We start from the raw sequence: 22,444 nt of genomic DNA, 5'->3' as shown, positions 1-22,444 counted from the left end.
GGTACTTACCTAAAGCTATTTTTTCGCAAACCACTTTTTAAAGCCAGCATTTTCTCGTTGACTAATTTCGATTTCCATATCAATTGGTGGTTTCAATAAAATTTTAGTCTTTTTAGCATTGATTATTCTCATTTCTAAAATGGCTAATCTATTTACAATAAAAGAACGTTTAATAGGATAAAAATCTACCGATGGAAGAAAAAGCATGCTTTCTGACAAAGTATTGTTCCAGCCCATTTTTTCGCCTTTAAAACTTAGTGAGAAATAATTCTTTTCCTCAATATAAATACAGGCAATGTCTTTATATAATTCAAAATCAAAGTTTTTAATCGGTTTTATAGTAAGCTTTGGAGTATCTTCTTTTTTCTTATCCTCTTTGCTCCAGCAATAGAATAAATAAATATTTACAACCAATAAGGAGAAGGTAATTTGATACAAATAGGTATTGAAAAAAGACTTGTCCACATCTCTTTCATGTAGTAAAACATAAAATAGCTGTAGAGGCACTACAAGTAATATGGGCATACAAACACCTAATAAAATTTGTTTTTGTATCCTTTTCTGATTGTTTTTATGCCAAGGGTATTGACTATCTAAATAAGCAGTGACATTAACCACTATATGGATTAATATAAACACGATGCAGGTATCAAACAAAAATTCGATGCCATAAAATTCAGCTGTATAAATAGCTACGCAAAAACAACTACCCTTATTGATGACAATCAAATTGGCGGTAAACATTGCAAATAACCACCTCCATAAATAACCTGGATATCTAACATGGCGATTTACTTTATGCCCAATTGATCCTTTCATTCTATCGATATTAAAATCCATATTGACTAAAAATGAGTTAAGATATATGCCTTAATTCTATTTAAGTCTAATAATTTAAAATTTTAAAAAGAAAGAATTAGTACCAAAGCCATTCTTGCGTATATCAAAAGACCTGTAGTGTATACATTGTCTATTTTAGAATTCAAGAATCTCATTTATAAGTATTTAAACAAAATCAATCTAACTTTAACTATAAATTACACGATTTTCTAAAAACATCGTTCGTCCAAAATTCTGGTATCGTCTGTCAAATCATACCCCAAGCCAATCCATTAAATAACCGGTGCATTCTAATTTTGAAAGATAACTGTAAATCATAATCAGCATCGCAAAAAATACAAAGCACAAACAGAAGCAATTTGGGTTCTAGGAATCTTCTTTTCTTGGTTAACTACCTACCAAAATGGTAGAAAAATTATCAATTTAAACCAACTTTTTCGACTGTTTTTTCAAATGCAATAAAGCAGTAACATCTATGAAAAATTTAAAAAATTCGGTGGCATTGTTTATTTTATTTTTAGGAATGACCTTAGCATTTACCCTTAGTGCTTTTAAGGTTAAGCACAATACACCCAAATATCAATACATTATCAACTCTACAGCAGCGGTTGATATTAAAGACATTGATAATTGGAGATTAGTTGATGATGAAAGTCCGGATTGCGGATTAGCGGGCACTTTAGTTTGTCAATATGCTTTTAATGGTGACATCAACGAGTTCCAAGATTTTCTGGAATTGCCTTCAACAACTGCTGTAATGATCAATAACAATGCGGTAACTACGAAGTTATAAATCATTAGGCGGGAATTAAAAACCCGCCTAATTTTTTTCAGTTATGGATTTTGTTGCATCCCTGTTAACTCAATGATGCTTCTAGGCAATGGCATAGCATATCTGCTATCATTTGGAGCCAAAGCGGATTTATTTAAATTGTATTTTCTGGAAATGGTAAGCTCGTAACCCAGCTTATTTAACCGTTTCAGGTCGCTCCATCTTATGCCACGCATTAACAATTCCTTTCTGCGTTCAGTCAAAATCCAATCTAATACTGTTGCCTGATTTGTACTTACATAAGTGGGAAAAGGTTTTGTTTTATCCCATCTTTTGATCATCAACTTATTTAAATCGTTTAATGCCTCGGTTAATTTGTGATTACGGGCAAAACTTTCGGCTCGGTTCAAATACATTTCGTCAACTGCCGGCCCTGCAAAAAGCAAAGGTGTACCTGAATAGTTTCCCTTAAATGAATAAAGCCCAGAACCAGCATTTTTAAAGAAAATCTTCTTCCTTAAATCGTTCGCTTCATATTGCTGGTAAAGTTCGTCTACAACATAGGCATTAGCTTCATCTATTATAGGTGGATTGACCATGGTAAGGTTAAATAACACTTCACCTTTGTAAGATGGAAATGGATTTACCGATGTAGCATTGATCTCATTATAATCTAACAATTGATCATTTAATTGAAGTACAGAATCAGCATATAAACCTGCTTCTGTATACATATTCATTGCTAAATAGGTACGAGATAGCATTGCATAAGCTGCTGTTTTTGATGGACGCATGGTATGCACTTGGCCAACAGGAAGTAATGCTGTTGCTTTTTTAAGGTCATCAATCAATTGGGCATAGGTTTGCGCCAGTGTCGATCTTGTACTTTTGACATTAAAATCAGTACTTGCTCTTATGGGCAAACCCAGACTTGTTGAAGCCGTTTGTTCATCATAAACAGGTGTCCATACAAATGCAGCATGTAACATGGAACTACCTTTGTAAAAATAAGCCTGTCCTTTGATGTTATCCCAATCTCTATAATTGCTGGTGTTCCTATCAATCTTATCGATATTCTCAATTACCGAGTTGCCATAATAAACTGCCAAATAGCTATAATACCAATTGTCATTTACTCCTTCAAACATGTCATCACTCTTTTCCCAATTGTATATTTTCTTATCCCCTTCTGATATAATAGCAACTAGTGCATTATCTGTAAGATAGTAATTATCAGAAGCCACTTCAGCAGCGTAATTAGCGCGTATATTTAAACGTACATGATCATCCAAGATAGCTTGAAGACTTGTTAATGAGGAAAGGGTATTTAATTTTTTATCTGGTTTTGCCTCTAAATAATCTTTACAAGACACCAGACTTATTGTTATCATGAGCAATAAAGTGCTCATAAATAATATCTTTTTCATATTTAATTTTCTTAAAATGTACAATTCACACCTAGAGAGAAGTATTTGCTTGGTAAAATCACATTATCACGATAATCTGGATCAATACCATCATTATTTGCCCGCCAAAGTATTCCTAAATTGCTGGCACCGGCCTGTAATTGAATAGTTTTAAATGGCATACGTTTTAACCATTGCTCATTAAATGAATAGGCCAAAGAAATATAAGCAAGCCTAATATGGTCTCCTTTTTCTACCAATATTTCGGCATTATTGTAAAATTGATCTCTTCTATTTATGGCTGGATAAACCAATGAAGGTATCTCAGTATTTGTTTCATCACCTGGTTTTTGCCACCTTTTTGCATAATCTAGATGCCCCGTTCCAGAATTATAAAGACTGGTATAGTTAATACTACTTCTTCTAAAATAATAGCCAAACTTATAACTTAACCTTGCTGCCAAGCTTATGCCTTTGTACATAAATGTATTACCTAGGGTACCAAAAATGCTTGGAAAGGCCGGACCATGGTAAATTAGATCGGTAATTTTAACTGTACTGCCTGTAAGCAGGTTATAGTCACTAGAAATTTTGTTTTGATAATATCCTTGTGGATTGCCATTTGTTGGATCTAGGCCTGCCCAAGCATAAGATAACACACTATACACAGGATATCCCTCCATAGCGGTGGCAATATTTCCATTGCCTACAAAAATACTTCCTTGGTTACTACTTTGATAATTGGCCAAAACCTTGTCTTTATACACATTGAAATTAAGGTCAGTATTCCATTTCAATACTCCATTTGTATTTTGAGACCTCAGTGTTATATCAAGCCCTCTTGCCCTGATACTGGCTACATTTTTAATCAATGCTGATGTAGGGACAGCAGTAAAATCGACCGGACTAGAACCATATAAATCGATTGCTTTCTTTTGGTAAAGTTCGATGGTACCAGATAGTCTATTATTTTTGAAAGAGAAATCTATCCCTATATTAGTTGTACCTACGTTTTCCCATCTTAAATCTGGATTACTGAATTGATCAAACCTGGCAACAGGTGTATTGGTAAAAACAGAGGTTGAGGTATTCAAAATGGTAGTTACTGCAGTACGGCTAAGATCTACATTACCACTAAAACCATAACTTGCTCTTAACTTTAGTTGGGGCAACCAAGAGATTTGATAAAATGGCTCGTCGTTAATTAGCCAAGCCACACCAACAGACCAAAGTGGTTTCCATTTATCATTGGTGTTTAGGCCATAAAGATTAGATGCATCTTTTCTGGCACTTGCAGAAAGGATATACCTTTTCTTAAAGTTGTAGGCTATATTACTGTACAAAGAAACAAATCTATTCAATCGGCTACTTAATCCATTTGGGCCTGGATTGATATATCCTAAAGATTTGGTAATATAATTGGGGTATGTTGTGGCTAAATTTACCAAAACACTAGAAAGATTTTCATCATCATAACCATATACCCTATTGCCTTGTCCTTCCAGATTATTTTCATTGATTTCCAATCCACCTAAAAAATTTAATTGGTGTTTGCCCCAAGTTTGATCGTAATTCAGTTGCGCTCTTACATTGTATGACTTTAAAATATTTTCGGTCTGGTCTAAAATTTCTGCCATAGGGATAACTCTTGTGGCTACACCTGCACTATTAACTTGAGTAAACGAATTGACAATATTGCGTACGGTATAACTATTTACACCATAAATAGTCTTATTACTCGTCACCTGTCTTTCGTTCTGGTAATTCAATTGGGCAGTTAGTCCATTTACAATATTGTATTTCAGGGCTACATTTGCCAATAAGTCTCTTGAAGAACTTTTAAGCTTATTATTTAGATAATCAGTAGCTGGATAATAGTTCCAATCGTAAAAAACATTCTTATTTAAACTATTGAGATAAGAATTTGAATAAGTTTTGGGTAAGGCCAAAGGATTGCCATTTTCGTCTCTCAACTTTATATACGGATAGATTATACCCGATCCATTATCCAGATCGGTATAAGCGGCCTTACCATTTACTGATGAATTTAAAGTATAAGTGGCTCCAAAATCTAGCTGTAATCCTTTTGCAATCCGTAACGAATTTCTAGTGGTTAAACTCAATCTGGAACTTTTAGCTGCCAAGGCTGACAAATGATCATCATAGCCTACCAAAACACTCCAATCTATCCTTTTTTCAGCACCACTTACATTTAGGGCATATTGTTGCTTAATGGCCTGTTGGTAATTTGTTCTACTCAATTCGTTTCTTAGGTCGGTTGTTTTCATCTGACCCAATTTTTCATTGAAGCTTTCGGCAGTGATTGTGCCATTCTTTTTAGCCAATACCAATTCAATAAATGGAGATAGCACAGGTTTACTTGTAGCGTTTATTTTTGAATTGTAAAACCCTTTATCATATAAAAATTGTTCTACATCGATATAATCGGCAGTAGACATTTGTTTAATGGTAAACAGATCTGGTTTGTTTACAATACTCAGGTTACTGTTTAGTGCAACCATTAAAGGTTGACCTAGCTTAGCCTTTTTTGAAGTTAGAACAATTACACCATTACCTGCCCTACTGCCCCATATAGCAGTAGCTGCTGCATCTTTAAGTATGGTGATGGTTTCGATATCATTCGGATTGATATTCTCGATATTTCCCTGATAAGGAAAGTTATCTAAGACAATTAAAGGATCTCTATTCCCATTTAATGTACTCAGGCCCCTAACCATTAAGCGTCCGCTTGTGGTCGATCTACGGTCTACTGTAACCGCATTAGCTACTGCTTCTAGCCTACTCAATATATCTGTACTAAATTGTTCATTGAGCACCTTATTGCCAATGCTCTGAAACGAACCCGTAGCTTGTTGCTTTGATAGGGTTTGATAGCCTGTGTAGATCTTAACCTCTTGCAAAAAACTAACATCGGGTTGTAGGTAGAACTTAAAAACATCAACACTTGGCACCTTAATTTCTTGAAGTAATTCTTTATAACCCAAATATTTGATTTTAACCAAGTAACTACCATTAGGCAGATTGACCGTAAAACTGCCCTTACTATCGGTCTGGAGATTAATTTTAGCTGAGATATGTATACTTGCGCCAATCAAAACCGTACTATCTGGTAGACCGTAAACAATCCCTTTAAATTGTTGTGCATTAACACCTAGGCTAATCAACAAACATACAATGCATACAAGCGCTCTCATAGTTTGTTCTGCTTTAAAAGTTTGGCAGTTGCGGTTTCATCTTGTTTGTAGGCTTCTAATACAGATTTTATGGTTTGTTCATTCAACATATCGGTATTGGTAAGTGCCAGAAATTCGCCTTTTGGGCCTAGCCATACATAATGCGGTAAGTAAGCATGCGGAAACAATTTTGATAACACAGTATCATTATAAACACTGGGTAAACTGCTTTTAATAAAGGGGGCCTTTTCTCCACTTAAAATGCCATACATCCGTTGTGGCGTATCTTTTGTATATACTGCATTTATTAAAAGTATCTTGATTTGGTCTTGATACCTTTGCTGTAAGTTTTCTAGCTTAGCAAACTGATAGATACAACTGCTACACCAAGTAGCCCAAAAATCTAGAATAATAAATTTGCCTTTGTAAGTAGCTAATGTTAGGCTATCTGGTTTTAAACTATTGCCTGTTAGTTGTGGCATTGTTTGTTGTAAAATTGCCATCGGTATTTTCTGGCCGAGCTTGAGTGGTTTAATTTCTTGGCTATTGGCCTCAAAATTTAGGCATAGCATTGCCCATACGATACATATCGTTATTTTTTTCATAAGTAGTGTAGGTTGCGAGCGTTCTTTGCTTACAGTTCCCAGCTAGAAACTTGTTCTAAAACGCTCTAGGTATTTGTTCGGTTAATTTTGTAAATAGGGAGCATATGTTATTTACTCAGGACTACAGATTACCAGAGAGATTAAAATGATGAAAGAAAATCCAAAAATAGATTGGACCAATTGAGCTAAAAATGCAAGGTTAAATGCTTCTCTTGGCAAGGAAGCAACATTTCTATTAAAAGCAATTTTAATTTGTTCTTGCATAGCTCGTATCGATTATACGAGTCTTGTTGGGTTGTAGGTAATATATGTGGGGCTACAAACCATAACTACTTAAAGTATCTGACGCCTTACGTATATGGATTTACAGCAGCCCCACATCTATTTCGATATGCGAATATAGCACATCTACACATAGATATGGGCATAATTCTGCTGTCTTGCATTACGGCGTCAGATTGTGTAGTTACAAGACTCTTAAAAATACCTCTTCTAAAATCAAATATAATAAAAATCAGAATACTAAGCAAATACGTTTAGTTAATTATATAAAAATCTTTTGAGTTTGCAGCATGGCTAAAGATTTAGAACTTTTCAAGAAAGAATTAGGCAAAAGAATTGTCCATTTCCGTGTGAGCAAAGGTTTAACTCAGGCCCAATTGGCAGCATTGATCAATAAAGACTTCCAAAGTTTAAGTAGAATAGAAAATGGGCGGGTAAATGCTTCTGGATATATCTTAATGCAAATAGCTGAAGCATTAAATATAACGATGAACGATTTGTTCAGTACAAATTAAGCCCCTACTCCATCAAATTTCTTCTCTTTATTAGTTCACTAACAAATTCATCTTAAATTAATTAAAAAAACGGCACACAATTTGCCATTTAATTGGTTGTACAGGTCAAATCTCAATCTAACTTATTGTTTATTATAAATTTTTAAGATTGCATGAAACAAAACCATCACAAATTGTCGTTATTACAGCCATTTATAGGGAAATGGAGTACAACCGGAAAAATTTATGCCACTCATACAGCGCCTGAAATTAAAATCAATGGCTATGATACTTATGAATGGCTACCTGGTGGCAAAATGCTATTGCATAAAGTAAATGTATACATAGGATTAGAAAGAGTACAAAGCAGTGAGTTGATCAACTACGACAAACTAACTGGCAATTTTAAAATTCAATATATAGATACCCACGGCAAAGAAGGCTCGTTCATTGTGTTAAATGATGATAAAAATTGGACCTTTATTGGCAAAAAACTTCGGTTTAATGGCAATTTCAGTAATGACAACAACGAACTTACTGGCAACTGGGAACAATCTGAGAATGGAACAGATTGGAAAAGGTATATGGAAATTAAGCTGGTTAAAGATTAGAATTTATTCTTTTCCTTTAAAGACATTAATAGCTGCCGTTTTCCAAACAATATACCCTAAGGTAGCGCAATGCTCAGCAACTTCTTTTTCTATAGCAAGAGGCACATCGTTTACAATCCTCCAACGTACAGTAAACTTCGGGTTATATGAAATGTAAACAACCACATCTTCTGTTAAAGGCTCTATTGTAGTTAAGCTTTTCAAATGTACGTCTTGTAATTCGGCAGCTAGGCGAATTAATCTTTCTTTCATTACTTTTGCTAAAGGAGCATTCTGATTAAACTCATCAAATATAGCAAGGACAGTTACAGTCATATCAAGGGCAGTGAAATACTATTATTTTTAGCAAAAATATACAATTAAATTTAGTAACCTATTAAAAAATGTCATTTTTAGATCAAAAAGGGGATTTTTTAAATTGACAGCTCATAAAAAACGGAGATACCTCTCGATAATCTCCGCTGATTTATTTATTTAACGTCTTGGTATATAGACGCTTTATTTGAAATATTATTGTCTTGTCAAGGCAAAAAGAAAAGCTATTTTAATTCCATTGCCAATATAGGGTATGGCCTACCACTAGCATCTTCTTCAAAACGTTCTGTTATATTGAATCCCAAATGGAGATAAAAGCCAACAGCTTGCTCATTTTGCTCATTCACATCTACCTTTCTAATTCCCTTTTGTTTAATGGCAAAATCTATCAAATATTTACCTACTCCTTTACCCCTTGCAATTGGATCAATAAATAACATTTGTATAGTATCGCCGTCTAACCCTATAAAACCTAAAATATGTTTATTCTGTTTAACCCCATATAAGTCTACTTGATACAAATAATCATTATATATTAATGCTTTATACAAAACAATATCTTTTTCGTCTAAAAAATGATGTGTTGCCCGTACTGATCTTTCCCAAACGTTAATTAGTTCTAGATAATCGGTTTTTAAAGGCCTAAACAAAGTAACTTTTTTCATACAGCCACAAAGTTAAATTAATCAATTGGTTAAGATTAAAGTGTTTGATTAAAATCGCAGTGATTATCAAAATATGAGAATATTAGCGTTTCCTTATAACAAAATGGTAGCTCAATTCATTATTAGTAACAAAAAAACAAAAAACATGAAAATTACACCATTTCAATTAATTATTTGTCGCACTCCAGCTTTCCCAATTGAAAACACATTGACATCCGTTTGGGAGGAGTTAAAAGAAAAGATCAAAACCTCTTCTCCTATCTTTTATGCATTAATTGCAGATAAAAAAGTAAACGAAATAGAATTGCTCCCCCAAAAAATACAGTTTACCATTTGGAAATATTTTAATAGGGCCAGATATAGGGCAACCCCCTTTGGTTCCTTTGCGTCATTTTCTACTTTTCCGCTACACAACGACGTTACAGAACCTGCCCAACTTCAATCGCTGATGATGGAACATACATTTACAGATTGGAGTGAGAAAGATAGCGATGTAGATGTTAAAGACAGTTTAAATCATGCCACCTTTATCCTCAGTAATTCTACAGTATATGAAGTAGGAAATGAAATCAGGTATATCAGTTTTAAAGATGGGCAATTTCAATTGTCTTCGGTTATTTCTTTTGATGAATTGAAAACAATCTTAAAAATCTGTACGACCAAAACAAGTATTGTAGATTTATGTGCATATCTAAAAACCGAATTTCAAATTAATGAAACCAGTAGTAAAGATCTACTTCGCCAACTTATTGCCTTGCAACTCATTTCAACAGACTTGTTTCCTAATATCACTGGTGAAGACTATTTTAAAAGAATAAAGGCTAACCAAAGGGATAAAAGTATCGATTACATACTTTCTGAACGTAAAATACAAGGGTATTTTGACCAAAAGAAACTCCAACAAATACCTGAGCTGATCAATTGTTTACGAAATATCAAGTCTAGTCCCATCTCTAACAATCTAAGAGAATTTAAACTTGCATTTATTAAAAAATACGAACAGCGACACATTCCACTTGCTATGGCTATGGATCCAGAACTTGGCATTGGCTATGGAAATCTCGAACAGCAATACCATGCCAATGATCTGATAGAAATTTTAAAAGCAGCAAAAATTAACAGCAACTTCAAAAATCAATTTGAATACACCAAATTACATCGTTTGCTATTGAACAAAATTATCAAAGGAGAAGAGATCGATCTTCAAAATTTCGAACAACAACAGCTTCATCTTCCTCATCCTTTACCCAATACTTTTAGCCTTATTTTTCATTTATATCAAGACAATGTTGTGATGGAAAGTTTAGGAGGTTGCACGGCAAATTCACTATTAGGACGTTTTACTTTAGCCAATGATGAGCTTGGGGCTTACGGAAAAGAAATAGCTGATTTAGAAAATGAGGTAAACCCAACAGTTCTTTTTTTTGATATTGCCTACCAGGCAGAAAAAAATATTGACAACGTCAATAGAAGAAATCACATCTATACACACGAACTCCCAATTTTGAGCTGGTCTACCTCAGCCAATCCAATTGAGCTGAATGATATTATGATCGGTATTAAAAGTGACGAAATTATACTGAGCTCAAAAAAATTAGGCAAACGATTAGTTCCACGAATTTCTTCGGCATATAATTATTCGCGATCAGATCTGGCAGTATATCGTTTTCTTTGCGACCTCCAGCACCAAGGCATTCAAAGCAACCTTCAATTTACGCTCAACGAATACTTCCCAGGTCTTGAGCATTACCCAAGGGTATACTTTAAACACATCATTGTTGCTCCTGCACAATGGTTGGTCCCATCAGTTTACTGCAAACCCAAAAAGGAAGAATCAGTTGAAGAAACAATCCAACAATTTAAAAAATGGTTAGTCCTTCAAAAAATTTCTTTACCATTTAAAGCCGGAAACGGTGATCAGACCTTGACCTTTCATCCTGATCAAGATGAAGATCTATTGGCTTTTTTAAATTATTCGAGACAGCAAAATGGAGCAGATCTATATATTACCGAGGCCTTAATTGCACCTGTTGACTTTTTAAAAGACGAAAATGGAAATGGTTATGCTCCACAATATATTGTCAATTACTATCATAAAGAGAGAATTTATGCTCCATTAGAAGAGTTAAATCATGCTGCACAAAATTTTAGAAAGCCAACAGACATTAAACTACCTGGTAGCGATTGGTTATATTTTGAGATTTATTGTCATCCATATACCAGTAATACGCTATTGTTACAGCAAATTCAAACTTTCATTAAAAACTATCGATTTTTATTAGAGCAGTGGTTTTTTATTCGATACGATGATCCTTCTCCACATATCCGTTTACGATTAAAGGTTAAAAACACAGATTCTATTGCCATTCTTCTACCCTCATTTAAAAACCTATTTGAACCTTTTTTACTTTCGGAAACAGTTAAGGATATTGAGCTCAAAACCTATTACCGCGAGACAAAAAGATATGGCTCTACAAGAATAGATTTGGTTGAACATTTTTTCTATCTCGATAGCAAACTGGTCATCAATATTCTTAAAAATGCCAAAACAATAGAAGAATTATATATTTATGGTTTACAGACCATGCAGTTCTTTTGCAATTGTTATACAAACAGCATTGACCAGCAAATTGATTTTGTAAAAAAAGTGGCTGCTAATTTTGCAGAAGAAATGAAAATGGATATTGAAATTTTTAAAAAACTGAACCTCAATTTTGCCACCTTCAAAAACAACAATGAAATTTCAAAAGTGTTGGCTGTTCCTTATGTAAGCAGCAGGCAAAAGGTACTTCATAAAATTATGGCGAAGTGCATTGCTATCAACGAACCGGAAACCATGTTAGCAGATCTTATTCATATGCATGTGAACAGGCTTTTTGCCTCAGATCAACGCAAGCACGAAACTATTCTATATCATTACTTGTTAAAGTTGCTACAGACTAAGCGGGCACGCTTAAAGCAGTTATAGGAATGCTTATGCTAACCTTAAAATGATTATCCTCAATTTGGCCATAGGTAAATGTTAAATCATTACCATAAGCATAACGTAGCCTATTTTCAATATTAGAAATACCTGCGTTATTGCTTATTTTACTAATATTTCTACTGATCAGATTTTCTGTTTCCATATAAAAAACATCTTCAACCACTGTTAAGGTAATTTGAGCACCGTGCCCCTCGGTAGTAATGTTGCCATGTTTAAATATATTCTCTACAAGCGTAAGCAGTATAAGTGGAATAAATTGAATTTTCCTTACTTCTGCTGTATAATCCAAGCTAATCTCTAGCTTATTGTTTTTTTCTAATCTGATAGAGATAAATCAGGTTTTCTACCTGTACTATTTCATCTCCCAATTCTACAAACTCACCCATTTTATCTGCATCAATTGCATATCTCATCATTTGTGCTAAACTGATAATGGTCTCGCCTGCCATTGGCGAATGCTCATTTACATGGTGATAAACAAAATCTAGCGTGTTGAATAAAAAATGGGGATTAATTTGTGCTTTCAAAAAGGCATTATGTGCTTTGGCCAAAGCCTGCTCTGTCTGTTGCTGCAAAATGACATCATTCAGCCTTTGTTTTTCTAATTCTTCGGTCTTTTTTCGTTCCTTAAAGTAATTGCGTAAATAATAATATCCTGTAGAAAATCCTAAAAAATACAAACCCCGATATATATTTCTAAGAATGTAATCAGAACCAAATTTGTTATAAGCATCAGGTTTGATAATCTCCAATGCAAACAAAATGATATCGACTAAACGATGAGCCAAAATATATAAAGTAATTTGTACAATAATTATGGCTGGCAAAAGAAATATCGCCCTTGTTTTATTTTTTAGCGTATATGGTAAGGTGTAGTTGGCATGAATATAAAAAAAGACAATAATTACAGCATAATGAGCAAAATAAATGAAAAAATTAACAAATTGGTTAAATAGTAACCCCACTAGAATAGTTTCGTAAAACACGAAACCAAGCCACGCTATAAGATCATATTTATTTCTTTTTAACCACTCCATACTTTTTGACATAATAACCTTTTGTACTGTAAAAAAAGAGTTCTGTATCGGTAAACAGCCTTTCTGTATAAATTTTTTCTATTGAAGTAATTACTACACTAAGTTTCATAAAAAATTAAAACATTATGAAACGCAAAACATTCAAAATCAACCAAAACACACTTTTCATTTATCAACAAAACAGTGTACAAAACAACGATGCACCGACAGAGCCAACCACAAACATGACGGTGACAACTTCAAATTCGTCTGGTATGTTAACAATTATTTTAGGGACATCTGGCATCACTGGAAAATAATATTTATTCCATTAACAGGGAGAATCAATTGGTTTTCCCTGTTCTTAACCATTTCTCTGCAATAAATACGGCAAATTCTTTTCTGTAATTGTCGCCAACAATTAATTCAATACCATTGATAATTTTAACACTATGGCCATCTACAGATTCTATTGCCTCTTTTTTAATGATAAACCCTCTTTGCAACTGAATAAAATCAGAATGCTCTTGTAATATGTTGGCTATTTCAGTTAAAGACATGTAGGTTAAAACTTGTTTATATTTGGTATAGATCAACACATAATTTCGTTTGCTTTCGACCATTAAAATGTCAGAATAGCTAATTTTAACAAGTTTAGGGCTTTCTTCTCTACTTTTTACAAAGAAAAAATCGGCTTTATTGTCTTTGGGTTTTTCTTCAGTTTGGCGCTGCTCATGTTTTGGAAACAGTTTATTGATACAAATCAAAAACTGCCCTAACGAGTATGGTTTTAGCAAATAATCGTCAGCATCTGCTTTAAAGGCATCGTAAGCATACTTGGTATGTGCAGTGGTAAAAACTAGCTTTTTTGTTTGTCCTCTAATTTCCTTTGCCAATTCAATACCTGTAATTTTAGGCATATCAACATCTAAAAATATAAGGTCAATTGTTCCTATTGCGCCAATTTCCTTTAATGCGATTAGAGGATCGGTATAAGTGGCTACCAATTTTAATTCAGGAACATTGTCGATATATTTTTTTATACCCTCAATCGCATGAGCTTCATCATCAATTACTACGCATCTATACATATCAAATTTAGGAATTGAATAAATATAGGGTATTAGCCAATATTTTTCAAAATAAATTGAACTTTAGTCCTGAGATTTGAGCTTTTCGTATCGAAAATGAACGGTTTCGTATAAATCCATTTTTCAAAAACAGGCTGAATATGAAAAAATTAAGGCAAAAAAATAGCCATTCATTAAAGAATGACCATTTTACATAGGTAGGTAGAAAATATTGTTATTTGGTTCGGTAAGCAAATGGTGTTTTGCCTCGAAGTTTCTCAAAATAGATCGCAAAATCCCATGATTCGAAAAAGCCAAGTGTATTTGCAATAGATTTAACTGGTTTTTGTGTATTTAACAGTAGATATTCCGCTTCATGCATCAGTCTTTCCATTATTAAATCGACAACCAATTTACCTGTTGTTCTTTTGCAAATTAGATTCAAGTCTTTTGAAGACAAGCCCATTTCTTTTGCATAAAAATCTCCGGTACGCTGTGCTCTAAAATTATCTTCAATAAGGTGTGTTAATTTTTGCATAATTGCCTCTTTAAAAGAATATTGCTCATTTACCAAATGATGATATGGATATGGATTAGAGTCTATTAAGAGTAATGAAAACAATTGCGTAAGCTGTTCAAAATCGGCTCCATTATCTAATTCGGCCTCTAATTGTTTAATTGTAGGAAAAACGTTTTCCAAACTACCCCAACCCAAATCGAACATATTACCCATCTGATTAAAAAGATTAATTTGGGGGTTAAAGTGACTTTGTAAAGTAAAGGTTTGATATAACAATTGATCAATAGAAATAACATAAGCCGATGATATGAAACCTTCTATATGTAAAGCTGCATTTTTTGGAATGAAATAAACTCTGCCAGCTAAAAAATCCAATTCTTGATCATCAATTTTAACTACACCAAAACCTTTTTCCAATACAAATATGCGTAAGGGATAAGTACAAATGATCTCTTCGTTTACGAACTGTTTTCTTGTTATTTTATTAATTTGTATCATAATTACAGCAATTAGAACGGTTCAAGGTAGTTCCATCTCTAAAAGGCACCTAATTATTTATACAGAACCCCTCAGATCCGGGACGAAAGGCCCGATTCTCAGGACTAAACCTTTTCAATTTTTTAAACGGAAGATGTTTTGATAAGATCCTGAAACAGCATCAGCCTTGCCTAGCTATGCAGCCAGTAAACATATCAACATGAAAAGGTATAGGAAAGGTATGAGAGATGGTTATTTGTTTGTATTTCTTTAATCCGTTGTCTTTCCCTGTCCACAGAAGACAGGGAAGAGAAAACGGGTCTACAAACGCTCAAATATTAATAACCGAGTGAAAGATGCAAAATGTAAGGTGTTTTTTATAATTTCTTATACAGAAGGCACGATTCTCAGGACAAAACGGTCGATTCTCAGGACTAAACCCTTTTTGCATCTTTTTACAAAATTCCTTTTTGCATAAAAAAACCGCTTACAAAAATAAGCGGTTCTACATTGCGGGATGATTATAGGGATATTGACCTCGTATTAAACTAATTTTATTGTTTTACGATTTTAAATTCTGTTCTTCTGTTCAACTGATGCTCTTCTTCGGTACATTTAACACCATTTGCGCATTTGTTAACCAGCATAGTTTCGCCATAACCTTTAGCAGTAATACGCTCTTTTGCGATCCCTTTACTGATAATGTATTCAACTGCAGAATTTGCACGGTTTTGAGATAACTTTAAATTATATAAATCATTACCTCTACTGTCTGTATGAGAGCCTAACTCAATCCATATTGTTGGATTTTCTTTCAATACAGTTACCAATTTATCTAACTCTATTGCTGCATCTGGTCTGATGTTATATTTATCAAAGTCATAGAATATATTCTCGATTTTTATGGCCTTACCAATTACAATTTCGCTCATATACAAGTTTCTTTTCAGCACTTCAGATTTTGTAAGCCCATTTGTGCTTACGTAATCAGTAGCTTTCATAAAACCAGCTTTTTCACCTGTTAGGGTATAATCAGATTTTTCTGCCAACTTAAATTTAAATGCCCCATTCATATCAGTTTTTACACTTATTGGGCCAAGGTTAGGTTCTGTTAAAATAACCGTTGCCTCTTTGATCGGTAAATTTGTTTCTTTGTTTAGCACCAAACCTTCTAAAGCGAATACTGGTTTTTCAACGATCACTTTTTTCTCGCCTACAAAACTATAGATATCATCGTTTCCTCTTCTGTTTGAAGTGAAAAAGCCAGTCTTTCCATTTTCTGATCTAATCAATCCAAAATCATCAACTGAAGAGTTAATTGGTGCACCTAAATTCAATGCCACTCCTTGTGCTGTTTCGCCCTTTAAACCAATCTGAAAAATATCTAAACCTCCTAAACCTGGATGACCTGTAGACGCAAAAAACAAGATACTATCTGCACTAATTGACGGGAACATTTCATCTCCTTCGGTATTCACAGCTTTACCCATATTTACAGGCTTAGTCCATGCTTCTGTTAAGCTATTTCTTTTACTGTAATAGAGATCTACTCCACCAAAGCCTCCCGGCATATCTGATGCAAAAATAAGTACTGTACCTTGTTTGTTTACTGCCGGGTGACCAACAGAATATTCGTCATTGTTAAAAGGGAAAGCTTCAATATTGTCCCAAGTTGGACCACTTGCCGTATATAACTTTAGTTTATTGATCCCTTCTTTACTTTTTGCGGTTTTACCATTGATTACATTATTTCTGGTAAAGATTAATGATCCATCAGGTAGTGCAACTGCAGGTCCTTCATGATATTTTGTATTGACCTTACCCCCGATTAGTTTCGCTTTTTGATTGAGCACAAATAGTTGACCTAGGGTATCTTCTTTGTAAGGCAAACTTAAATTACCTAGAACTTTACTGTCATTACTTGTTGGACGGGTATCGTCGTCATTAACTTTATATAGCTTTTTTAATTTTAGAGAATCGCGACGAACTTCTTTAATCAAGCTATCTGTATTTACAGCCTTAATGTCACTTAATTGATCAACAACATATAGATCTGTAAAAGGCGTTTCATCCCAACCAAAAATGGTTCTTGTTACTTCAAAACGATTACGGTTACTGCTAAAGATCAATCCATTTTTATAAAAAGCAGGAGCATATTCAGAATTGACCGTATTCAGGTCTGTGTAGTTGATCTTAAACTGACCTTGATCTTTTGCCAAAGCAGTAATAGATGGATAGGCTTTTACAAAAGCTGCTGCTCTAGCATCTGTTGCTACCAATGTTTGGTATTTTTGATACCATTTTTCCGATTCTGCATATTTTTTTTGGTTGGCCAGCACTTCAGCATACTGCAATGCCCATTCTGGCTTTAATTCTTTGGCAACACTTAATTGTGCATACCAAATTGCCGCATTATCATACTCTTTGATCTTTCTATAACTGTTGGCCAACATTTCTTTGGCCGCAACATTCTCTGGATCTTTTTTTAAGGCCTGTGTTAGTATTTGTATGGTTGATACATATCTAAGTGAAGTATATTCCTTAGTTGCCTTGTTCATGAATGAAGCAATGTTAGATTTCTGCTGTGCCTGCATTGTAAATGGTAGCAGGAACAAACCAATCATAACAGCTAAATAATTCTTTCTAATCTGCATGTCTTAAAATATTAAAAGTATCTAGGAGATAATATTTTTCCTTTTTCGAAACCAAATTCATAGCGTAACATGATCTCGTGGCTTCCATTATTGAATTGTACCAATTTGGTTAAACTTCTATCGTAGGCATAACCTAAGCGGATCTGCGGACTGGCTTGGATCTCTACCATTGCAGAGATATCTGCTTTTGTACGATATTGCAACCCAATTGCAAATACGTCTTTAATCCATAAGGTGGCATTTAGATCGGCTTCAATTGGTGCTCCTTTTACACCTTTAACCAATACAGAAGGTTTAAGTGCAAACACATCAGAAAGTGGGAAAACATAACCTGTTGCAAAAAACAAATGGAGCGCTTGTCCATTAAATACATTGCTGGTCTCAACTGTAAAATTGGTGAGTTTGTTATTGAGCAATTGCGGAGATGACAATCCGATATAAAAACGATCGGTGTTGTAATAAATTCCGGTTCCTACGTTAACCAATACCTTATTTACATTCTGATTAAATGCAACATCGTTTGATGGATCAGGGTTCAGTGATACATTCTGGAAATCTGCTCTGTATTGACTTGCTCCGGCTTGTAAACCAAATGCAAGTGTTCCCTTTTGTAAGCGAATACGATAGGCATAACTTGCAAATGCGCCAGTAGTTTTGGTAATACCAATCTTATCATTAAATACTTGTAGCCCTAAGCCTACTTTTTTACTATTTAATGGAGCATCGATAGAAAAGGTAACGGTTTCTGGCGCACCGTTTATACCCACCCATTGGTTACGGTATAAAGCGGTTGCCGAAGTTACATTTCTACTCCCTGCGTAGGCTGGGTTAATAGCTAGCGTATTGAACATGTACTGTGAGTACATTGCTTCTTGCTGTGCATGTAATTTGCTTGCAGAAGCTGATATCAACAATAATGCTAATGTTATATATTTTTTCATAATTATCGTTTTAATGTAATAGAACCTACATATTTATCTTTTCCATCAATTATTATAATGTAGAAATATGTTCCTTCAGGTAAATCGTTACCTACACGAACTCCTTCATTACTTTGTCCGGCCCAATCATTTTTATAATCGGTACTTCTGTACACTCTATTTGCCCAACGGTTGAAAATTTCTAATGAAATACGTTTATTACCGGTGTTTCTAATTACAAATGTGTCATTCGTTCCGTCCTGATTTGGTGAGAATCCTTCTGGTATAAACTCTCCAGGTTTGGTCAGGTCTACTGGTGTTGGAATAGATGGTGTTACATCTCCTGGTATTGTTGGATCAGGTTTCAGGCCATCTGTTGATATATCTGTTGATTTTAATCCACTAGGTGAAGTACCCTCTGCAGTTGCCGAATTGTTATAAGTGCCTTTATTGTTACTTAAGGTAATGTTAACTACCATTTCAATATGCTGAACTTCTCCAACAGCAAGAGTATTTCCTGCCAACAGCATTTCTGTATTAGAACTACCGTTGTACTGAGGGTTAATTTTTAGGGCACCTAACGAAGTAATGCTTTTCACACTAAATACATCGCCTTTAAAGGTTTGTCTTAAGTCGTCTTTAATGCTTACATTATTCAGTACTGCTGTACCATAATTACCTACAACAAAGTGATACGTAATATTGTATGATCCATTTTGTTGTTTTTGAACAGCCATTACAGACTTAGCTAAGCCAATTTTAGGCAGATCGTTAAGTTTGATTTCTACTGTGGCTACATTAGAAACACATCCATTGGCATCTTTTACAGTATACTTGAAGCTGTCTGTTCCGAAGAACCCTACATTTGGTGTATACGTTACTTTACCAGTTACCGGATCGATTGCTAAAGTTCCATTGCTTGGCTGTTGTGTTATGATAACAGAACTAGGTACAATGTCTGCAGATCCTTTGATATCATTAGCTAAAATATCTAAGGTAACCGCTGTATTTGGATTAGTAGTTGCATTATCATTAACCGCAATAATTGGTTGATTAATGGCAATTTTCACATTAGCAACATTAGAAGTACCGCCGTTTTTATCTTTTACGGTATAACTAAAATCATCATTGCCAATATATCCGTTATTAGGGGTATAAGTTACTTTTCCTGTTACTGGATCTACCGTAATTCTACCATTTGATGGTTGTTTAGTGATCACTACACTTGAAGGATCAAGATCAGCAATTGATTTAAGATCGTTTGCTAAGATATCGATCACTGTAGCACTGCCACCACCACATAGCTTAACTTCATCGTTAACTGCAACTGGGGTTGCTTGTGGTACTGGTGTAATAGTTACTGTATTATTACCCGGTATTGGATCTTTTTCTGTGCCAGTAACCGTAGCTGTATTGTCATACGGACCAGTTGCTTTTACCAATGCCGTTACTTTTAAGGTAACAGAAGCACCACTGGCCAAATTACCAATTGTCCAAGTACCAGTTGTATTGTTATAAGTACCTGTTGATGCAGTTGCACTTACAAATGTATATCCGGCTTTTAACAGGTCTTTCACACTAACTCCAGTAGCATTACTTGGGCCTTTATTAGTTGCTGTTAAAGTAAATACAACATTGGTATTGATAGAAGGTGTATTACTTGACGCTGTTTTTGTAATTTGAAGATCTGCAACTGGAACAGGCACAGGAGTAACTGTAGCTGTGTTGTTACCCGTTACATGTTCAAATTGATCTCCAAATACTACGGCAGTGTTTACATATTCAGTTGCAGCCAAATCTGGATTAACTTTTACTTTGATAGCAATAGTTACTTCTTCATTAGCCTCTAAGAAACCTAACTGCCATATCCCTGTAGCAACATTATATACGCCTCTTGAAGGATTAGCGTTTACAAAAGTATAGCCAGCTTTAAGTAAGTCATTCATCATTACATTAGAAGCCCTACTTGGTCCATTATTTACAACTTTTAAGGTAAATGTAACTTCGCTACCCGCATCAGGTGTTTGGTTATCTACAATTTTGGTAATTGCTAGATCAACTACTTGTCTTGGTACAGGTGTAATTGTTGAAGTATTATTAGCAGGTGTAGGATCTGGTTGATCGCCAGTAACAGTCGCTGTATTTACATAATTAGCTGCTAATGCATCTGGTACAACTTTAGCTCGTATAGCCAATTCAACACTTTGGTTATAAATGAGGTTACCTATTGTCCAAAGGCCTGTAAGGTTATTGTAAGTACCAACCGATGGGGTTGCGCTTACAAACGTATAACCCGCTTTCAACAAGTCTGTAACTTTAACACCAGTGGCATCACTTGGTCCATCATTAACCACAGTGATTTTAAAGTTAACTGTTGATCCAGCATCTGGTGTCATGTTATCAACAATTTTTGTTACCCTAAGATCGCTGATGCTATTTTGGGTATCTGTATCTGTAGCAGAGTTATTTGCTGGGGTTGGGTCGGTTATTCCTACAGGGGTTGCAACTGTTGCAATACTGATCATATCGCCAGTGCGGCCTGATGGAATGGTCATCACCACGGTATAAGTAATTTTACCACCTATTGGTATGTTTACCGTTTCATTGATACCACCTGTTCCATTAGCTGTACCAGTTGCTCCACCAGTATATACTGCTGTCCAACTACTGGTAGAAATACCTACTGGAAGTGCATTTACAACAGTTGCTCCAACTGCATCACTTGGCCCAACATTATCTACAACTACGGTATAGGTATTTGTGGTACCTGGTACATATTGCAGTTTTCCATCGGTATTGGTGATCCTCAGATCGGCAATACTGTTTTGTGTATCGGTATCTGTTGCTGTATTATTTGCAGGCGTTGGATCGGTTACATAAGCTGGTGCTGTAACTGTTCCAGTATTTACAAAGTTACCCGTATAGCTACTTGGTACGTTTACAACAAAGGTATAGGTTGCTGTAGCTCCACTTGGCAAATTAACTGTTTCTGCAATACTATTACTACCATTGGCATTACCAGTACCTCCACCAGTATAAACTACCGTCCATGTACCAGTTACGCCTGCTGGTAATGTATTGGCCACTGTTGCACCAATTACATCACTTGGTCCATCATTGGTAACCACCATCGTATAAGTATTGGTAGTACCTGGCACATAAGGAACTTTATTATCTGTATTTGTAATTTTAAGATCGGCAGTACTATTCTGCGTATCGGTATCTGTTGCTGTATTATTTGCTGGTGTTGGATCGGTTACACCAACAGGAGCTGCAATAGTAGCTGTATTTACAAAATTACCTGTATAGCTACTTGGTACACTTACTACATAAGTATAAGTAACGGTTGTTCCGCTTGGCATATTTACCAATTCAGAAATACTACCAGTACCATTAGCAGTACCAGTTGCTGCACCACTATAAACTGCAGTCCATGTACCAGTAACTCCCGCTGGAAGTGTATTGGTAACCCTTGCTCCAGTTACATCACTTGGGCCTACATTACTTGCTACAATAGTATAAGTATTTGTGGTACCAGGAATATATTGAATTTTACCATCGGTATTGGTGATTTGTAGATCTGCAACACTATTCTGTGTATCGGTATCTGTTGCTGT

Annotated in this window: 19 protein-coding genes; 5 read left to right on the top strand and 14 right to left on the bottom strand. The window is 34.8% G+C overall.

The window, feature by feature from the left end; genetic code table 11:
* Window positions 1–15: 15 nt before the first annotated feature.
* Entirely contained in the window at window positions 16–819 is an 804-nt protein-coding gene (locus AQF98_RS07875; protein WP_235524193.1) for a LytTR family transcriptional regulator DNA-binding domain-containing protein, read from the bottom strand.
* Between the two features lie 496 nt (window positions 820–1,315).
* Here AQF98_RS07875 and AQF98_RS07870 point away from each other — a divergent pair, with 496 nt between their 5' ends.
* Window positions 1,316–1,633 (top strand): hypothetical protein, encoded by a 318-nt coding sequence (locus tag AQF98_RS07870; protein WP_055131398.1) that lies wholly within the window; start codon window positions 1,316–1,318, stop codon window positions 1,631–1,633.
* A gap of 41 nt (window positions 1,634–1,674) precedes the next feature.
* Here the strand turns inward: AQF98_RS07870 and AQF98_RS07865 are convergent, their stop codons facing one another.
* The 3 genes from AQF98_RS07865 to AQF98_RS07855 are packed head-to-tail and all read right to left on the bottom strand — an operon-like array spanning window position 1,675 to window position 6,817.
* On the bottom strand, window positions 1,675–3,039 hold the full coding sequence (locus AQF98_RS07865; protein WP_152969667.1) for a RagB/SusD family nutrient uptake outer membrane protein: 1,365 nt from the start codon (window positions 3,037–3,039) through the stop codon (window positions 1,675–1,677).
* 11 nt (window positions 3,040–3,050) lie between these two features.
* Window positions 3,051–6,233 carry a SusC/RagA family TonB-linked outer membrane protein gene (locus AQF98_RS07860; protein ID WP_055131396.1) on the bottom strand — a complete coding sequence of 1,061 codons (3,183 nt, stop codon included), beginning with the start codon at window positions 6,231–6,233 and terminating at the stop codon, window positions 3,051–3,053.
* Window positions 6,230–6,817 carry a TlpA disulfide reductase family protein gene (locus tag AQF98_RS07855; RefSeq protein WP_082434943.1) on the bottom strand — a complete coding sequence of 196 codons (588 nt, stop codon included), beginning with the start codon at window positions 6,815–6,817 and terminating at the stop codon, window positions 6,230–6,232. Before AQF98_RS07855 ends, AQF98_RS07860 begins: the two co-directional genes overlap by 4 nt.
* Before the next feature lie 572 nt (window positions 6,818–7,389).
* Between AQF98_RS07855 and AQF98_RS07850 the strand changes: the two genes are divergently transcribed.
* Window positions 7,390–7,614 carry a helix-turn-helix domain-containing protein gene (locus AQF98_RS07850; protein WP_055131394.1) on the top strand — a complete coding sequence of 75 codons (225 nt, stop codon included), beginning with the start codon at window positions 7,390–7,392 and terminating at the stop codon, window positions 7,612–7,614.
* Between the two features lie 152 nt (window positions 7,615–7,766).
* Window positions 7,767–8,204, top strand: a complete 438-nt coding sequence (locus AQF98_RS07845) for a DUF1579 family protein (RefSeq protein WP_055131393.1) — start codon at window positions 7,767–7,769, stop codon at window positions 8,202–8,204.
* Window positions 8,205–8,207: 3 nt separating this feature from the next.
* Here AQF98_RS07845 and AQF98_RS07840 read toward each other — a convergent pair whose 3' ends face one another.
* Both AQF98_RS07840 and AQF98_RS07835 read right to left on the bottom strand, forming a co-directional pair.
* Window positions 8,208–8,519 (bottom strand): hypothetical protein, encoded by a 312-nt coding sequence (locus tag AQF98_RS07840; RefSeq protein ID WP_055131392.1) that lies wholly within the window; start codon window positions 8,517–8,519, stop codon window positions 8,208–8,210.
* 224 nt (window positions 8,520–8,743) lie between these two features.
* Complete coding sequence (locus AQF98_RS07835; RefSeq protein WP_055131391.1) at window positions 8,744–9,184, bottom strand: GNAT family N-acetyltransferase; 441 nt, start codon at window positions 9,182–9,184, stop codon at window positions 8,744–8,746.
* Window positions 9,185–9,329: 145 nt separating this feature from the next.
* On the opposite strand from AQF98_RS07835, the gene AQF98_RS07830 reads away from it, so the two are divergent.
* Window positions 9,330–12,152: a lantibiotic dehydratase gene (locus tag AQF98_RS07830; protein ID WP_161805854.1), complete on the top strand. Its 2,823-nt coding sequence runs from the start codon at window positions 9,330–9,332 to the stop codon at window positions 12,150–12,152.
* Here AQF98_RS07830 and AQF98_RS07825 read toward each other — a convergent pair.
* Genes AQF98_RS07825 through AQF98_RS22330 form a run of 3 tightly spaced genes read right to left on the bottom strand, consistent with a single transcriptional unit; the run spans window position 12,124 to window position 13,316 of the window.
* A complete protein-coding gene (locus AQF98_RS07825; protein WP_055131389.1) occupies window positions 12,124–12,459 on the bottom strand; it encodes a hypothetical protein in 336 nt (111 codons plus the stop codon). The two genes, AQF98_RS07830 and AQF98_RS07825, sit on opposite strands and share 29 nt — an antisense overlap.
* Window positions 12,460–12,472: 13 nt before the next feature.
* A complete protein-coding gene (locus AQF98_RS07820) occupies window positions 12,473–13,207 on the bottom strand; it encodes a histidine kinase (protein WP_055131388.1) in 735 nt (244 codons plus the stop codon).
* Entirely contained in the window at window positions 13,185–13,316 is a 132-nt protein-coding gene (locus AQF98_RS22330; RefSeq protein ID WP_255352922.1) for a hypothetical protein, read from the bottom strand. Before AQF98_RS22330 ends, AQF98_RS07820 begins: the two co-directional genes overlap by 23 nt.
* 16 nt (window positions 13,317–13,332) lie before the next feature.
* Between AQF98_RS22330 and AQF98_RS22140 the strand changes: the two genes are divergently transcribed.
* The gene (locus tag AQF98_RS22140; RefSeq protein WP_161805853.1) at window positions 13,333–13,506 is read left to right on the top strand and encodes a hypothetical protein; all 174 of its coding nucleotides are present in this window, start codon (window positions 13,333–13,335) and stop codon (window positions 13,504–13,506) included.
* A 24-nt stretch (window positions 13,507–13,530) separates the two neighbouring features.
* Here AQF98_RS22140 and AQF98_RS07815 read toward each other — a convergent pair whose 3' ends face one another.
* The 5 genes from AQF98_RS07815 to AQF98_RS07795 all read right to left on the bottom strand — a co-directional run.
* Window positions 13,531–14,277 (bottom strand): LytTR family DNA-binding domain-containing protein, encoded by a 747-nt coding sequence (locus tag AQF98_RS07815; protein ID WP_055131387.1) that lies wholly within the window; start codon window positions 14,275–14,277, stop codon window positions 13,531–13,533.
* A 214-nt stretch (window positions 14,278–14,491) separates the two neighbouring features.
* Window positions 14,492–15,274, bottom strand: a complete 783-nt coding sequence (locus AQF98_RS07810) for a helix-turn-helix domain-containing protein (protein ID WP_055131386.1) — start codon at window positions 15,272–15,274, stop codon at window positions 14,492–14,494.
* A gap of 533 nt (window positions 15,275–15,807) precedes the next feature.
* Window positions 15,808–17,907: an OmpA family protein gene (locus AQF98_RS07805; RefSeq protein ID WP_055131385.1), complete on the bottom strand. Its 2,100-nt coding sequence runs from the start codon at window positions 17,905–17,907 to the stop codon at window positions 15,808–15,810.
* A gap of 11 nt (window positions 17,908–17,918) precedes the next feature.
* Window positions 17,919–18,848, bottom strand: coding sequence for a type IX secretion system membrane protein PorP/SprF (locus AQF98_RS07800; RefSeq protein WP_055131384.1), 930 nt, complete (start codon window positions 18,846–18,848; stop codon window positions 17,919–17,921).
* A gap of 2 nt (window positions 18,849–18,850) precedes the next feature.
* Window positions 18,851–22,444, bottom strand: a 3,594-nt coding sequence (locus AQF98_RS07795; RefSeq protein ID WP_152969666.1) for an Ig-like domain-containing protein, incomplete at its 5' end; no start/stop codon positions are given.

The organism is Pedobacter sp. Hv1 (assembly GCF_001412215.1).
Lineage (GTDB): Bacteria > Bacteroidota > Bacteroidia > Sphingobacteriales > Sphingobacteriaceae > Pedobacter.
This window is presented reverse-complemented; position numbering and strand designations above follow the sequence as displayed.

Bases quoted from the DNA above. Each gene is read 5' to 3' on its own strand.
- AQF98_RS07815 (WP_055131387.1), bottom strand. From the start codon at position 14,277: ATGTATAGATGCGTAGTAATTGATGATGAAGCTCATGCGATTGAGGGT.
- AQF98_RS22330 (WP_255352922.1), bottom strand. From the start codon at position 13,316: ATGAAACTTAGTGTAGTAATTACTTCAATAGAAAAAATTTATACAGAA.
- AQF98_RS07820 (WP_055131388.1), bottom strand. From the start codon at position 13,207: ATGGAGTGGTTAAAAAGAAATAAATATGATCTTATAGCGTGGCTTGGT.
- AQF98_RS07840 (WP_055131392.1), bottom strand. From the start codon at position 8,519: ATGACTGTAACTGTCCTTGCTATATTTGATGAGTTTAATCAGAATGCT.
- AQF98_RS07810 (WP_055131386.1), bottom strand. From the start codon at position 15,274: ATGATACAAATTAATAAAATAACAAGAAAACAGTTCGTAAACGAAGAG.
- AQF98_RS07835 (WP_055131391.1), bottom strand. From the start codon at position 9,184: ATGAAAAAAGTTACTTTGTTTAGGCCTTTAAAAACCGATTATCTAGAA.
- AQF98_RS22140 (WP_161805853.1), top strand. From the start codon at position 13,333: ATGAAACGCAAAACATTCAAAATCAACCAAAACACACTTTTCATTTAT.
- AQF98_RS07855 (WP_082434943.1), bottom strand. From the start codon at position 6,817: ATGAAAAAAATAACGATATGTATCGTATGGGCAATGCTATGCCTAAAT.
- AQF98_RS07865 (WP_152969667.1), bottom strand. From the start codon at position 3,039: ATGAAAAAGATATTATTTATGAGCACTTTATTGCTCATGATAACAATA.
- AQF98_RS07830 (WP_161805854.1), top strand. From the start codon at position 9,330: ATGAAAATTACACCATTTCAATTAATTATTTGTCGCACTCCAGCTTTC.
- AQF98_RS07800 (WP_055131384.1), bottom strand. From the start codon at position 18,848: ATGAAAAAATATATAACATTAGCATTATTGTTGATATCAGCTTCTGCA.
- AQF98_RS07850 (WP_055131394.1), top strand. From the start codon at position 7,390: ATGGCTAAAGATTTAGAACTTTTCAAGAAAGAATTAGGCAAAAGAATT.
- AQF98_RS07860 (WP_055131396.1), bottom strand. From the start codon at position 6,233: ATGAGAGCGCTTGTATGCATTGTATGTTTGTTGATTAGCCTAGGTGTT.
- AQF98_RS07870 (WP_055131398.1), top strand. From the start codon at position 1,316: ATGAAAAATTTAAAAAATTCGGTGGCATTGTTTATTTTATTTTTAGGA.
- AQF98_RS07805 (WP_055131385.1), bottom strand. From the start codon at position 17,907: ATGCAGATTAGAAAGAATTATTTAGCTGTTATGATTGGTTTGTTCCTG.
- AQF98_RS07875 (WP_235524193.1), bottom strand. From the start codon at position 819: ATGAAAGGATCAATTGGGCATAAAGTAAATCGCCATGTTAGATATCCA.
- AQF98_RS07845 (WP_055131393.1), top strand. From the start codon at position 7,767: ATGAAACAAAACCATCACAAATTGTCGTTATTACAGCCATTTATAGGG.